Raw genomic sequence first — 13812 nt, forward strand, 5'->3', positions numbered from 1 at the left:
ACTGTGCCCTGTCCTTCCCGCTGCCGCCCGCGCGGACTGTCCGCAGCCGGTTCCGACACGCGAACCGCTCCTGCGCGCCGGCGGGCCACGCGGGCGCGGTGCCGCGGCGCCTCGCGCGAAGCGGGCTATCTCTCCAGAGGCACGCGGCGGCGCGCCTTGTTTGTGCCCTTGCGGTCGCCGAGCTCTTTCAGGAAGGAATCCGCCCACCAGCTCACGTCGTAGTCCTCGATGATCTTCATCATCCGCTTCCAGCGCGCGATGCGCTCCTCCCGATCCATGTGGAGCGCGTCGCGGATGGCCTCGGCCACCTCGAACTTGTCGTTGGGGTTGACGATGAACGCATCGGTGAGCTGCTGGGCCGCGCCGGCGAACTTGGAGAGGATCAGCACGCCGGGATCCTCCGGATCCTGGGCGGCGACGTATTCCTTGGCCACCAGGTTCATGCCGTCGCGCATGGGCGTCACCAGTCCCACGCGGGCGATCTTGTAGAGGCTCGCCAGGACGGAGCGGGGATAGGCGCTCGTGACGTATTGGATCGGCACCCAGCCCGGCTCGCCGAGAGCCCCGTTGATGCGCCCGAGGGTCTCGCTCGCCGTGCGGCTCAAGGAGGCGTATTCCGGAACCTCGCTGCGGCTCGTGGGCGCGATCTGCAGGAAGGTCACGTTCCCGCGCTGGTCGGGGTTGCTGATGAGGAACCGCTCGAAGGCTTCCATGCGCTCGGGAATGCCCTTCGAGTAGTCGAGGCGGTCGACGCCGATGATGAGCCGGCGCGGGCCCAGGCTTGCGACGGTCTGCGCCACGACCCGGTGGGCGGGGCTGCGCCGGGCGACCTGCTGAAAGCCCTTGACGTCGATCCCGATGGGAAAGCCCTTGATCCGCGTCCGGCGCCCGTCGAGAACGACGACGTCGGTCCCCTGCTGCGTCGCGCCGAATTCCTGCACGATGCCCCGGCGCAGGTTGTCCGCGTCCCGGTCGGTCTGCACGCCGACGAGGTCGTAATCGGCGATGGAGCGCAGGAGCTCGCGGCTGCCCGGCAGGGTTCCGAAGACCTCCGGCGCGGGCCAGGGGATGTGGTGGAAGTAGCCGATGCGGTTCGTCAGCCCCAGCGCCCTGAGCTCCGCCGCGAGCGGGATCAGGTGGTAGTCGTGCACCCAGATCAGGTCGTCCGGCCGCGTCATGCGCGCCAGGGCGTTCGCGAAGCTGCGGTTGACCCGGAGATAGCCCGCGTAATCGGCCCGGGAGAACTCCGACAGGCCCAGGCGGTAGTGCATGTTGGGCCACAGGGCGCGGTTGGCGAAGCCGTTATAGTATTCCTGCCGGTCGATGGGCGTGAGATCCATGAGGGCGTAGTGCACGTTGCCCTTGTCCACCAGCTTCGGCTCGAGGGAGGGATGGGCCGAAACCCGTCCGCTCCATCCGAACCAGAGGCCCCGATAGGCCTGGAAGGCCTCCTTCAGGGCGACGGCGAGGCCGCCTGCCGAACCCTTGCCGGTCGGATCCGGAATGGCGACGCGGTTGGAAACGACGACGAGCCGAGGCAACAACACTCTCCACTGGTTTCAGGGGCGCGGCCGCGCCCGACAGGAATGGGTGTCCCCTACATAGTGCGTCCGGACGCGCTGGCATCCTCGCGCGCCGAGAATCCGATTCATGCCCGGAGGGCGCATTTCCATCAACAGGACGTGATGGCGGCCGCGGGTCCCTGGAACGTTCCGAGGTTTTGGGTGATCGATAGGGAATGAGCCCGTCGCGCATCCCTTCCGTCGCCGAGCCCAGGCCCATCGGCCTGCGCGAGCTGCGCCTCGCCTCCGGGTTCGTGATGCTCGCGTTCCTTGTCACCCATTTCGGCAACCACGCCCTCGGGCTCGTATCGATTCCGGCCATGGAGGAGGGGCGCCGGATCTTCAACCTGTTCTGGCGCAACCCTCTCGGCCTTCTCCTCCTCTACGGGTCGCTGCTGCTCCACTACGCCCTTGCCCTCGTGGCGCTCTACCGGCGCCGGACCCTGCGGATGCCGGCGCGCGAGGCGGCACAGCTCCTCCTCGGCCTGTCGCTTCCCTTCCTCCTCATCCCCCACGTCTCCGGGACGCGGCTGGAGCTTCTGGTGACGGGACGCGCGGTGGGATATCCGGACGTGCTGCGGACCGTTTGGATCGTGGCGCCGGAGAATGCGGCCCGGCAGACCGCCGCCCTCCTGGTGGCGTGGATCCACGGCTGCCTCGGGGTGTCCTTCTGGCTGAGGTCGAAGAGCGGGCTCAGGCGCTACGGGCTTCTGCTCTATACGGGGGCCGTACTGGTGCCCGTCCTCGCGCTGCTCGGCTTCGTCGAGGCGGGCGCGGATCTCGCCGCCGATCCGGGGCGCTTTCCTCCTCTGCCGGGTCCCGACGGCGGCGAGCGCATCGGCAGCCTCCGCACCGGCCTCTATCTCGCCTTCGCCGCCTCGATCGCCGGAACCCTCGCCGCGCGCGGCGTCCGGAGCTACCGCGACCGGAGACGGCATCTGCGCATCGCCTATCCCGGGATGCGGGTGGTTTCGATTCCCCAGGGCTTCAGCGTCCTCGAAGCGAGCCGCATGGGCGGCATCCCCCATCAGGCGGCCTGCGGCGGGCGCGGCCGATGCTCCACCTGCCGGATCCGGGTGGTGCGCGGGCTCGAAGCGCAGCCTGCGCCCGCGCCGCAGGAACTCGCCACTCTCAGGCGCATCGGCGCGCCGCCGGACGTGCGCCTCGCCTGCCAGCTTCGCCCGGTGCAGGATCTTTCCGTGGTGCCGGTCCTGTCTCCGGCGGAGCACGGCACGGGAGGCAGGGCCGGACGAGGCGTCACCACGCGCGGGCAGGAGCGGGAGATCGCGGTGCTGTTCTGCGACCTGCGGGAGTTCACGCAGTTCACGGAGGCGCGCCTTCCCTTCGACACGGTCTTCCTCCTCAACCGCTACTTCGAGGTCGTGGGCCATGCGGTGGAGAGCGCAGGGGGCCATCTCGACAAGTTCATCGGCGACGGGGCGCTCGCCCTCTTCGGCCTCACGGGCCCGCCCGAACGGGCGGCGAAGCAGGCCTTCACGGCGGCGCTCCGGATTCTCGAGGGCGTCGAGCGCCTCAACCGTCACTACGAAAGCGAGCTCGACCGCCCGCTCCGGGTGGCCATGGGGTTACATGCGGGTCCCGCCATCGTGGGTGAGATGGGGTACGGGCAGGCGATGGGGCTGACGGCGGTCGGGGACACCATCAACGCGGCGAGCCGCCTCGAAGGGCTGGCGAAGGACCTCGACGCGCCGCTCGTCGTCTCCGCGGACCTTGCGCGGCGGGCCGGGCTCGCACTCGAAGGACACGAGCGCCAGACCGCCTCCGTGCGGGGGCGGGCCGCGCCCATCGATGCCTGGATCGTCCGCGACGCAGGCGCTTTCGCCGCCGAGACGGAGAATTCCTGAAAGGCGCTGGGGAGTGCGCTTCCGGAACAAACGGAAAGACGACCACGTTCCAGGGCCGATCCTTCGACGAACCCGAGGAGGGCGCCTTGCCCGCACCCGAACCACGCAAGGGAACGCCGGACCCCACCTTGAGCGAGGAGGAGTTCCGCGCGCGCTTCCTCAGCCAGTTCCAGGATCCGGCCTTCGATCCGCTTGCCGCCGAGCTCGACCGCGTCGCCGCGGCCGCCTGGGATGCCTACAGCAAGTACCGCAAGAGTCCGCGCACGCAAAAGGCGGGTCCCGGCTTCGCGGATCCCGACTTCGATCTTGCGGTCGACTGGATCGCCGCGCGGGAAGCCATCCTCGCGGCACAGCGACGGCATGAGGACGCGGAAGCGCCCTCCCGGATCCTGCTGATCAGCGCCTCGTCGCGCAGCGAGCACACCTGCCCCGGCGAGATGTCGAAGAGCTATCGCCTCGCCGCCATCGCGCAGGAGGTCTTCGCCGGCGCGCCGAACGTCGCGGTGGAACTGCTGGAATTGAGCAGGCTCGCGGCGGAGTACGGCCGCCGCATCCATCCCTGCAAGGCGTGCTTCTCCACGGCGGCGGCCCTCTGCCACTGGCCCTGTTCCTGCTATCCCAACTACGCCATGGGGCAGACGCAGGATTGGATGAACGAGATCTATCCGAAATGGGTCGAGGCGCACGGGATCATGATCGTCACGCCGGTGAACTGGTATCAGGCGACGTCGCCGCTGAAGCTGATGATGGACCGGCTCGTCTGCGCCGACGGCGGGAACCCCGATCCCACGCGCACCGGAGGGAAGGATGCCAGGCGGGCGAAGGAAGTCGAGCTTGAGGGCTGGGACTATCCCAAGCACCTGTCGGGACGGCTGTTCTCGGTGGTCGTGCACGGCGATGCGGCCGGGGCCGAGAACCTGCGCCGCCTTCTGGCCGACTGGCTCTCCGACATGGATCTCATCCCCGCCGGCGCACCCGCGGAAATCGACCGCTACATCGGCTACTGGGAGCCCTATGCCACGAGCCACGAAGCCCTCGACCGGGACCTGGACATACAGGCGGAAGTGCGCAACGCGGCCTATGCGCTGCTCGAAGGCGTCGCCGCCAAGAGGGAAGGGCGCCTCCTTTCGGCGGGACGGCAGCTGAAGGAGCCCCGGCAGAAATGAGGAGAGGCGCCGCGGCGCCTTTCCGTTCGTCTCGCGAAGCCGGTCCCTATTTGGCCGCCGACTTCACCTCCGCGTCCCACTTCCTGAGCAGGCGCGTGCGCTCGGCGACCGAGCCGTACTTCGCCGTGTCGTAGGTGATGAGCTTCATCTCGCCGAGCTTCGGCGCATCGGGCGAGACGGGCGCGCCCTTGTTGGAGGGGATGGAATAGATCTTGAGGTCCGCGCCCACGAGCTTCTGGGCTTCGGCGGAGAGCGCCCAGTCCACGAACTTCTGCGCCATCTCCGGGTTCTTGCCGCCCTTCACGATGGAGACCGAGCCGGTCTCGTAGCCCGTGCCCTCGCAGGGAGCGACGGTCTTCACCGGCGCGCCGTCGGCGATCATCGTCACCATGTCGTGCATGAAGGCGATGCCGATGGCGGTCTCGCCGAGCGCCACCGCCTTCACCGGGGCGGCGCCGGACTTGGTGTACTGGTTGATGTTCCTGTGCAGGGCCTTCATGTAGTCGAAGGCCTTGTCCTCGCCCATCAGCTGCACGAGCGTCGCCAGGAAGACATAGGCCGTACCGGAGGAGTTCGGATCCGACACCTGCACCTCGTCGCGGTATTTCGGATCGAGGAGGTCCGCCCAGCACTTGGGCTCGGGCAGGTTGCGGCTTGCCAGCACCTTGGTGTTGTAGCCGATGCCGAGGGCGCCGAGATAGGTGCCCGTGGAGCGGTAGCCCGCCTGCTCGGCGAAGCGAACCGCCCAGTCGTGGAGCTGCGGCAGCATGGGAGACTTGTAGGCGGCGGTCAGGCCCTCCTCGGCCGCCTGGATGTGCGAGTCGCCAGGCCCGCCCCACCAGACGTCCGCGCGCGGGTTGGAAGCCTCCGCCCGGATCTGCGCGAGCGTCTCGCCGGTGCTCTTGCGGACCATCGTCACCTTCGCGCCGGTCGCCTTCTCGAAGGCGGCGACGCCGACGCGGCACTGCTCCTCGAGGATCGAGCAGTAGACGGTGAGCGGCGCCTGCGCCTGAGCGGCCAGGGGCGCGATGCAGACGGTCCCGGCCAGTGAGAGCCCGAGAATCGAAAGACGCATGAGGTTTCCTCCCGTGAGCCGGAATCGTAAGCCGGCTTATCTCAGCAGGAGGATGAAGGAAGCGGGCCGTCCCATTGTCAAGCGCGGGCCGCGACAGGACGCATCCTGCGGAACGCATCAACCTGGACAGGCACGAAAAAAGGCCGGGCGCGGGGCCCGGCCAAGTCGCGGGAGGAATGGAAACCCTGCTTACCAGCTCGTGAGGACCGCGCCCTTGAACGTCTCCTCGACGAACTTCTTCACTTCGGGCGTGCGGTAGGACTCGACCAGGGTCTTCACCCACGGCTTGTCCTTGTCCTCGGTGCGCACGGCGATGATGTTGACGTAGGGCCCCTTCGGGTTCTCGCGGGTGAGGGCGTCCTTCACCGGATCGAGGCCGGCCTGCGTGGCGTAGTTGGTGTTGATGACGGCGGCGTCCACGTCGTCGAGCACGCGCGGCGCCTGGGCGGCGTCGATCTCGACGAATTTCAGCTTCTTGGCGTTCTCGGTGATGTCGAGGATCGTCGGCTTGAAGCCCACGCCGTCCTTCAGCTTCAGGAGCCCCTTGTCCTGCAGCAGCAGGAGCGCGCGGCCGCCGTTGGTGGGATCGTTGGGGATGGCGACGGTCGCGCCGGCGGGGAGCGCGTCGAAGGCCTTGTGCTTCTTCGAGTAGATCCCGATCGGGAAGTTCACGGTCTGCGCCACGGTCTCGATCTTGTAGCCGCGGTCGGCCTTCTGGTTGTCCAGGTAGGGCTGGTGCTGGAACGAGTTCGCTTCGAGCTCGCCGGAGGCGAGGGCCGCGTTCGGCACCACGTAGTCGGAGAACTCGACGATCTTGATGTCGAGGCCCTTCTTCGCGGCGATGGGCTTCACGGCTTCGAGGATCTGCGCGTGCGGGCCGGGCGTCACGCCGACGCGGACGGTCTGCGTCTGCTGCGCCAGGGCGGGCAGGCTTGCGAGGGAGAGGAGGGCGGCGAGGCCCAGATGCTTGAGAGACATGTCGGTCGTCTTTCCTGTTCGACGGGAGAAATCACGCGTGGCGGATGCGCTTGTTGAGGCGGCGGGCGAGCAGGTCGCCGAGACTCTGGAGGGCCTGCACCAGGACGATCAGCACCACGACCACCGCCAGCATCATCTCGGGCATGAAGCGCTGGTAGCCGTAGCGGATGCCGAGGTCGCCGAGGCCCCCGCCGCCGACCGCGCCGACCATGGCCGAGTAGCCGATGAGCGACACGACCGCGAGGGTAAGGCCGAGCACGATGCCGGGCATCGCCTCCGGAATGAGCACCTTGAGCACGATCTGCAGCGGCGTGGCGCCGAAGGCGCGGGCGGCCTCGATCAGCCCCTGGTCCACCTCGCGGATCGCGCCCTCGATGAGGCGGGCGATGAAGGGCGTGGCCGCGACCGTGAGCGGCACGATGGCGGCATTGGTGCCGATGGAGGTGCCCGCAATGAGGCGGGTGAAGGGAATGATCGCCACCACCAGGATGATGAAGGGCGTGGAGCGCGTCGCGTTGACGACGACGCCGAGCGCCCGGTTCGCCCAGGGGGCCGCGAAGAGCTCGCCCCGCCCGCTGGTGGCGAGGAACACGCCGAGCGGAAGGCCGAAGAGCGTCCCGAGGCCGGCGGAGATCGCGACCATCAGGAGGGTCTCGCCGGTCGCGCCGGCGAGCAGGCGGATCATCTCAGGCGACATGGCCGAGAACCTCCGTGTCGAGTCCGTAATGGGTCAGGAAGGCGAGGGTCTTCTCGAGCGACGCCTCCGGCACGCCGACCACGAGGGTGCCGCAGGGCCGCCCCGCGATCTCGTCCACCGAGCCGGCGAGGATGTTCGTCTCGATGTTGAGGTCCCGTGCGAGGCGCGCGAGCACCGGGTCCGTCGCATGGGGGCCGCGGAAGCCGATCCGCACCACGGCCTGGCTGCCGGGCGTGGCCTCGGGCCGCAGGCGGTCCGCCACGTAGGGAGGCAGGGAGCGGCCGGTCTCGTCGGCGAGGAAGGAGCGCGTCACCGCATGGCGGGGCCTGGTGAAGACGTCGAACACGTCCCCCCGCTCGACGATGCGCCCGCCGTCGATCACCGCCACCTCCTTGGCAATGGAGCGGATCACCGCCATCTCGTGGGTGATCAGCAGGATGGTCAGGCCGAGCTCGGCGTTGATGCGGGACAGGAGGTCGAGGATCGAGCGCGTCGTCTCGGGGTCGAGGGCGGAGGTCGCCTCGTCCGAAAGCAGCACCTTCGGGTTCGTCGCGAGCGCGCGGGCGATGCCGACGCGCTGCTTCTGCCCGCCGGACAGCTCGGAGGGGTAGCGGTTGCGCTTGTCGGAAAGACCGACGAGGGCGAGGAGCTCGTCCACGCGGGCGGGGATCGCGGCCCGGTCGTAGCCGGCCACCTCGAGGGGCAGGGCCACGTTCTCGGCCGCCGTGCGGGAGGAGAGCAGGTTGAAGTGCTGGAAGATCATGCCGATGGAGCGGCGCGCGTGGCGAAGCGCGCTCTCCGGCAGGGCGGAGATCTCCGCCCCGTCCACGATCACGCGGCCGGAGGTCGGCTTCTCCAGGCCGTTCACGAGCCGGATCAGGGTCGACTTGCCCGCTCCCGAGCGCCCGATGACGCCGAGGACGGAGCCTTTCGGCACCGCAAGGTCGATCCCCTCCAAAGCCGCAACGGGGGCGCCGTGGCGGCCGGGATAGACCTTGGACACGGCTTCGAGCCGCACGATGGGTTCGGCCGGGATCAGGCGCTGCAACGTGGAATCGCCGAAATGTCCGAGGGGCACGTTCATGGGACCACCGCTTTCTGCGGCGCAGCAATGCCGCAGCTCGTTCTCTATGTCAATCTTTTCGTTCTTTAAAGCGAAATATCTGTTGCATAGAACGGCCGAACGGGGCGCATGGCTGCCTCCCTCCGGTGTCGCGGCAGGATAACACCCTCTCCGCATTACGAAAAATTCAGTCGCAACAAAGCAGAATTGCGTCCATATCTTTGCCACGGGTTCGTCGGATCGCCTGGACGGCCCGGCGCGACAGCCGTGGCGCATCGGTGAGAGGATCTAGTAATGGTGAAGGCCAGCCTCGCGGCGGGACTCCTCGGTCTTGCCCTGTTTGCACTCATGTCGGGCGGAACTCCCCTGTCCGTCCTTCTTCCGCTCTCCCTGATCGGACTGGCCGCCGCCCTCTACCTCGGCCGCAGCATGCCGAAGTTCCTCAGGGTCTTCATGGCCGTGCTGGCTTTCGTGGAGACGCTCCTCGCCGCGCTCCTCGTGGCAGATGCCTTCGGTCTCATCGCCGGCGACCTCGACGGCTACGTGCCCCCGCCCTCCATGCCGGTCGGCGCCACCATCTTCGCCTTCGTGATCTTCGGCGTGTCGCGCATCCCCGTCATCCAGAGGATCATGGGCATCGCCGACCGCTACTTCGATTCGCGCGCCGCGAGCGAGATCCGCATCCCGCTGCTCGGCACCGTCCGGGCGACGGAAGGCGCCATCGGCACCTCGCTCCTCGCCTTCCTCATCCTCATCAACCTGGGTCAGGTGGCGCTGAGCGTGCGGTTCAACTTCTTCAGCCGCGACATGTTCAACGCCCTCCAGGCCAAGGACGGTCCGGCCTTCTGGTACCAGCTGCTGTGGATCTTCGTGCCGCTCGCCGCGGTCTACATCTCCGTGGCGCTGGTCGAGATCGTCTCCCAGTACGTCCTGCGCATCCGCTGGCGCGCGTTCCTCAACGGCCTCTACGTGCGCGAATGGCTGGGGGACGGGACCCATTACCGCATGCAGCTCGTGGGGCGGGAGGCGGACAACCCCGACCAGCGCATCGCCGACGATCTGCGCAACTACGTGGACCAGACCTACACGCTCTCCATCGGCCTCCTGAACCAGTCGGCCACCCTGGTCTCCTTCATCGCCATCCTCTGGGCCCTGTCGCGGGACTTCACCCTGCCGGGCACCGACATTCCCGTCCCCGGCCTCCTGGTGTGGGTCGCGATTCTCTACGCGATGATGGGCACCTGGCTCACCCACGTGATCGGCCGGCCGCTCATCGGCCTCTACTTCCGGCAGGAGCGGGTGGAGGCCGACTACCGCTTCTCCCTGGCGCGCCTTCGCGAGTACACGGAGCAGGTCGCGCTCCTGAACGGCGAGGAGGCCGAGAAGGAGGCGCTCGGCCGGCGCTTCGGCATGATCGTCGACAACTTCATGCGCATCGTGCGCCGGGTGATGAACCTCACCATCTTCCAGGCCGGCTACTTCCAGGCCAACGTGGTGGTCCCCTACATCCTGACCGCCCCCTACTATTTCATCGACCGGATCAGCCTCGGCCAGATGCAGCAGACGGTGGGTGCGTTCTCGAGCGTGCAGGGGGCGCTGGACTTCTTCATCACCTCTTACTCGACCATCGCGAGCTACAAGGCGGTGGTCGACCGTCTCCTCACCTTCGAGGCGTCCATCGAGAGCGTGCGCCGGCGGGATGCCGAGACGCACGTGGAGCTGGTCGAGACTCCCGACCAGGACCTGAAGGTATCCGGCCTCACGGTGGCCCTGCCGGACGGGCGGGCGCTCATGCGGGCCGACGGCATCGCCTTCCGCCAGGGAGAGACCACGCTGCTCACCGGGCCGTCCGGCTCCGGCAAGTCCACCCTGTTCCGCGCCATCTCGGGCATCTGGCCCTTCGGGGAGGGGCAGATCCGGATTCCCGCGGGGCAGAGCATGATGCTCCTGCCGCAGCGGCCCTACATTCCCATGGGCACCCTGCGCGCGGCGGTCACCTATCCCGGCATGCAGGGGGTCTATGACGACGCCGTCATCCGCGAGGCGCTGCGCGCCGCCAGGCTCCCGGCCCTGGCGGACCGGCTCGACGAGGAGCGCGCCTGGGCGCAGACCCTCTCCCTCGGCGAGCAGCAGCGCCTCGCCATCGCCCGCGCCCTTCTCGCCCGTCCCGACTGGCTCTTCCTCGACGAGGCGACCGCGGCCCTCGACGAGCCGACCGAGGCCGAGATCTACGCCATGCTGAAGGCCAAGCTGCCGGAGACCACCATCGTCTCCATCGGCCACCGCTCGACGCTGGCGGCCTTCCACGACCGGCGCATCGACATGCGCCGGCAGGACGACGGCCTCTACGCCCCGGTGGACCTGCGCGAGCCGCAGCCGGCGGAATGAGGCGCTCCGCTTCCACGGTCGTTCCGGGGCGCCGCAGGCGCGCCCGGAACCTATAACCGCTGACGGCGCAGAGGAGGGCACGGCGGCTGCCGTTGTGCCTTGTTCGTAAAGCTCGGCGCTTATGGTCCCGGACTTGCCTGGCGGCGATCCGGGATGACAGGGCGCTGTCCCAAGATGACTGCGATGATGACCGCATGCGGCGCTCTTCAAGGGAAGCGCGCACGAAAAAGGCCGGCCCGAGGGCCGGCCGTTGGCCTGACCTGGGGCGGCGGGTTCAGAGCGCCCGCTCGAACTTCAGCTCGCCGCTCTGGGTCTTGATGGTCAGGATCGGGCCGACGATGTCCCAGTGGGCGGCGGTGCGCAGGGCGACGAGGAAGGCCTGCTCGGCGGCCATGGTCGCCTTGTCGCAGCTCTTCTTGGTGAGCGCGAAGGGGCCGACGGCGAGGCGCTGCTCGCGCAGGGGATAGGCCGTCGCCGAATAGTTGTTGCATCCGCCGAAGCCGCGCGCGCGGAGCTGGTCGTCCAGGGTGAAGCTGGGGCGGTCGCCCGTGAAGGGCTTGCCGTTCAGGCTGACCGCCGTCCAGACGGAGCCGAGCGGAAAGATCTTGTCCTGCTGGCCGGGCTGCGGGACCTTGTTGTCGACCGTGCGGGTGGGGCCGGCGGGACGGCCGTAGACTGTCGATGTCTGGGCATGGGCGGCGGGCACCACGGCCAGGGCGGCCAGGAGCGCCGCAAGGCGAAGCGCGTTCATGAGGACCTCATTCATCGAGATGCCGGGACCATAAGGGGCCTTTGCCGCAGAGGCAACGCCCATTGTTTCGTTGTCCCGTTGCCCATGGCGGAAAGGGGAGGCGGCTCAGCCGAGCCGCCGCAGGAGCCGCTCGGTGAGGGCGTTGGTCGGGCGGAACAGGTAGTCGAAGGCGCGGACGGTGACGTTGCGGGCGCCGAGGTTCTGCAGCCCCGCGACGATCTCGAAGACCCGGGAGGCCTTGCAGTGGATCACGGTCTCCCGGCCCTCCGGCTCGCCGAAGGGGAGGGTGGCGCCGAAATCCTCGAGGATTCCGGCGAGCCCGGAGGCGCGGTCCGGGTCGAGGGCGGCCCTGATCTCCCGGCTGGTGCGGGCCTCCTCCTCCGCGGCGATCCGCGCCAGCACCGCCGACGCGGCCTCCCGGGCGGCGGGGCTCCAGGGCGCCCTGACCGAGGCGACGAGATTGGCCTCCGAGCGCAGGATCACGCCGTCGTCCAGGACCTTCAGGGCGTTGGCCGCAAGGGTCGCGCCGGTGGTGGTGATGTCGACGATCAGCTCGGCGGAGCCGGCCCCGGGCGCGCCCTCGGTCGCGCCGAGGCTCTCGACGATCCGGTAGTCGGCGATGCCCTTCTCCGCGAAGAACCGGCGGGTGAGGTTCACGTATTTCGTGGCCACCCGCATCTTGTAGCCGTGGCGGGCGCGGATGTCGGCCGCCACCTCGTCGAGGTCGGCCATGGTCCGCACGTCGATCCAGGCCTGCGGCACGGCCACCACCACGTTGGCGTTCCCGAAGCCCAGGGGCGTGAGGATTTCCACCGCCGCGTCGGCATCGGAGATCTGCTCGCGGATCAGGTCCTCGCCCGTGATGCCGAGATGGGCGGCGCCGGTGGCGAGCCGGGTGACGATCTCGGAGGCCGAGAGGAAGGCGACCTCCACGTTGGGCACGCCCGCGAGCGTCCCGCGATAGTCGCGGGCGCCCCGGGACTGGGTGAAGACCAGCCCCGCCCGCGCGAAGAAGGCGGCGGCGTTCTCCTGCAGCCGCCCCTTGGAGGGGACGGCGATGATGAGGGAGGATTCGGTCATCGGGCGCTTCCTGCGATGCGGTCGAGCCAGAAGGAGCAGCCGACGGCCGGAATCGGCTCGCGGGCGCCGAGATGCTCCAGCAGCCGGTCGTAGCGCCCGCCGCCCACCACGGGCTTGCCGTCGGTGCGGCGGGGATCCTGCACCTCGAAGATGAAGCCCGTATAGTAGTCGAGGTTGCGGGCGAAGGTGGCGGAGAAGGAGAAGGCGCTCACGTCGAGCCCCCGTGCGGCCATGAAGCCCGTGCGCTCCTCGAAGAGGTCGAGGGCCTGCGACAGGTCGAGGCCGGCCTCCTTCGCGAGGAGGCGCACCGCCTCCGCCGCCTGGTCGGGATCGCCGGAGATGGCCAGGTAGCGCTCGAGCACCGCCCGGGCCTCGTCGCCGAGCCCGCCGCGATTCGCCGCCCGGGCCAGGAAGCGCTCGGCGATCTCCCCCGCGCTGCGCCCGCCGACCCTCGCGATTCCGGCGATGGAGAGGATGTCCTCCACGAAGGCCTTGGCGGCCTGGGGAGCCTGTCCCTCGATGGCGGCGAGGAGGCCGGCATGCTCCGCCTGGGCCTGCGCATCGGGCTCGCTCAGGGCCTCAAGGCCACGCCCCGAGACGATGGCGCGGATCACGCGCCGACGGGCCGCGGGGGAGAGGCCCAGGGCCTCGACGAGGGCGTTGAGGAGGCCCATGTCGCCGAGGCGGACGCGCCCGTCGGCGAGGCCGATCCGCTCGAGCCCTTCGAGGGCGAGGCCGAGGATCTCGGCGTCGGTCGCCGCGATGTCGCGGCGCCCGATGGATTCGAGGCCCGCCTGGAGGAATTCCCCCGTCTCGCCGGGCCGCATGCGGAAGACCGGCCCGCCGTAGCTGTAGCCGGCGGGCTCGGCCCCATGGGTGCCGAGGTGCCGGAGGCAGACGGGGATGGTGTATTCCGGGCGCAGGCACAGCTCGGCGCCGGACGCGTCCTGGGTCACGAACATGCGCCGCCGGATGTCCTCGCCCGAAAGGTCGACGAACACGTCGGCCGGCTGCAGCACCGGCGGCTCGACACGCGCATAGCCCTCGCGCTCGAAGAGCGCGATCAGCGCAAGAATGGCATCCGTCTCCGTCACTGGCTCGCTCAAACCCCTCGGTCGCCTGCTCTCCGGCGCATCGTGCGGACCTTCGGGTCCGCCTTCGGCGATGCGCTTTCCAAGGAGAGAGCA

At 69.1% G+C, this 13812-nt stretch carries 11 protein-coding genes; 3 read left to right on the top strand and 8 right to left on the bottom strand.

The annotated features are described in order from the left end of the window. Positions 1-125: 125 nt before the first annotated feature. Positions 126-1541 (bottom strand): alpha,alpha-trehalose-phosphate synthase (UDP-forming), encoded by a 1416-nt coding sequence (locus GDR74_RS05390; protein ID WP_152585340.1) that lies wholly within the window; start codon positions 1539-1541, stop codon positions 126-128. Positions 1542-1738: 197 nt separating this feature from the next. On the opposite strand from GDR74_RS05390, the gene GDR74_RS05395 reads away from it, so the two are divergent. Both GDR74_RS05395 and GDR74_RS05400 read left to right on the top strand, forming a co-directional pair. Continuing rightward, a complete protein-coding gene (locus GDR74_RS05395) occupies positions 1739-3427 on the top strand; it encodes an adenylate/guanylate cyclase domain-containing protein (RefSeq protein WP_152585341.1) in 1689 nt (562 codons plus the stop codon). Positions 3428-3513: 86 nt separating this feature from the next. Then, on the top strand, positions 3514-4593 hold the full coding sequence (locus GDR74_RS05400) for a flavodoxin family protein (RefSeq protein ID WP_152585342.1): 1080 nt from the start codon (positions 3514-3516) through the stop codon (positions 4591-4593). Positions 4594-4639: 46 nt separating this feature from the next. On the opposite strand, the gene GDR74_RS05405 is transcribed toward GDR74_RS05400, so the two are convergent. The 4 genes from GDR74_RS05405 to GDR74_RS05420 all read right to left on the bottom strand — a co-directional run bounded on the left by GDR74_RS05405 (position 4640) and on the right by GDR74_RS05420 (position 8427). Further along, positions 4640-5668, bottom strand: coding sequence for an ABC transporter substrate-binding protein (locus GDR74_RS05405; protein ID WP_152585343.1), 1029 nt, complete (start codon positions 5666-5668; stop codon positions 4640-4642). Positions 5669-5857: 189 nt separating this feature from the next. Next, the gene (locus GDR74_RS05410; protein ID WP_152585344.1) at positions 5858-6646 is read right to left on the bottom strand and encodes a MetQ/NlpA family ABC transporter substrate-binding protein; all 789 of its coding nucleotides are present in this window, start codon (positions 6644-6646) and stop codon (positions 5858-5860) included. A 31-nt stretch (positions 6647-6677) separates the two neighbouring features. Then, entirely contained in the window at positions 6678-7343 is a 666-nt protein-coding gene (locus tag GDR74_RS05415) for a methionine ABC transporter permease (RefSeq protein ID WP_152585345.1), read from the bottom strand. Continuing rightward, positions 7333-8427, bottom strand: coding sequence for a methionine ABC transporter ATP-binding protein (locus GDR74_RS05420; RefSeq protein WP_152585346.1), 1095 nt, complete (start codon positions 8425-8427; stop codon positions 7333-7335). Before GDR74_RS05420 ends, GDR74_RS05415 begins: the two co-directional genes overlap by 11 nt. Positions 8428-8700: 273 nt before the next feature. Between GDR74_RS05420 and GDR74_RS05425 the strand changes: the two genes are divergently transcribed. Further along, complete coding sequence (locus GDR74_RS05425; RefSeq protein ID WP_152585347.1) at positions 8701-10794, top strand: ABC transporter ATP-binding protein/permease; 2094 nt, start codon at positions 8701-8703, stop codon at positions 10792-10794. Between the two features lie 274 nt (positions 10795-11068). Here the strand turns inward: GDR74_RS05425 and GDR74_RS05430 are convergent, their stop codons facing one another. The 3 genes from GDR74_RS05430 to GDR74_RS05440 all read right to left on the bottom strand — a co-directional run bounded on the left by GDR74_RS05430 (position 11069) and on the right by GDR74_RS05440 (position 13719). Then, on the bottom strand, positions 11069-11560 hold the full coding sequence (locus GDR74_RS05430) for an META domain-containing protein (RefSeq protein ID WP_152585348.1): 492 nt from the start codon (positions 11558-11560) through the stop codon (positions 11069-11071). Positions 11561-11650: 90 nt separating this feature from the next. Continuing rightward, a complete protein-coding gene (gene hisG / locus GDR74_RS05435) occupies positions 11651-12625 on the bottom strand; it encodes an ATP phosphoribosyltransferase (protein WP_152585349.1) in 975 nt (324 codons plus the stop codon). After that, on the bottom strand, positions 12622-13719 hold the full coding sequence (locus tag GDR74_RS05440) for an ATP phosphoribosyltransferase regulatory subunit (protein ID WP_152585350.1): 1098 nt from the start codon (positions 13717-13719) through the stop codon (positions 12622-12624). Before GDR74_RS05440 ends, hisG begins: the two co-directional genes overlap by 4 nt. Positions 13720-13812: the final 93 nt, after the last annotated feature.

The organism is Microvirga thermotolerans (genome assembly GCF_009363855.1).
Classification (GTDB): domain Bacteria; phylum Pseudomonadota; class Alphaproteobacteria; order Rhizobiales; family Beijerinckiaceae; genus Microvirga; species Microvirga thermotolerans.

Excerpts from the sequence above, each read along its gene's own strand:
- GDR74_RS05410 (WP_152585344.1), bottom strand. The coding sequence starts at position 6,646 with ATGTCTCTCAAGCATCTGGGCCTCGCCGCCCTCCTCTCCCTCGCAAGC.
- GDR74_RS05425 (WP_152585347.1), top strand. The coding sequence starts at position 8,701 with ATGGTGAAGGCCAGCCTCGCGGCGGGACTCCTCGGTCTTGCCCTGTTT.
- GDR74_RS05395 (WP_152585341.1), top strand. The coding sequence starts at position 1,739 with ATGAGCCCGTCGCGCATCCCTTCCGTCGCCGAGCCCAGGCCCATCGGC.
- GDR74_RS05415 (WP_152585345.1), bottom strand. The coding sequence starts at position 7,343 with ATGTCGCCTGAGATGATCCGCCTGCTCGCCGGCGCGACCGGCGAGACC.
- hisG (WP_152585349.1), bottom strand. The coding sequence starts at position 12,625 with ATGACCGAATCCTCCCTCATCATCGCCGTCCCCTCCAAGGGGCGGCTG.
- GDR74_RS05405 (WP_152585343.1), bottom strand. The coding sequence starts at position 5,668 with ATGCGTCTTTCGATTCTCGGGCTCTCACTGGCCGGGACCGTCTGCATC.
- GDR74_RS05430 (WP_152585348.1), bottom strand. The coding sequence starts at position 11,560 with ATGAATGAGGTCCTCATGAACGCGCTTCGCCTTGCGGCGCTCCTGGCC.
- GDR74_RS05420 (WP_152585346.1), bottom strand. The coding sequence starts at position 8,427 with ATGAACGTGCCCCTCGGACATTTCGGCGATTCCACGTTGCAGCGCCTG.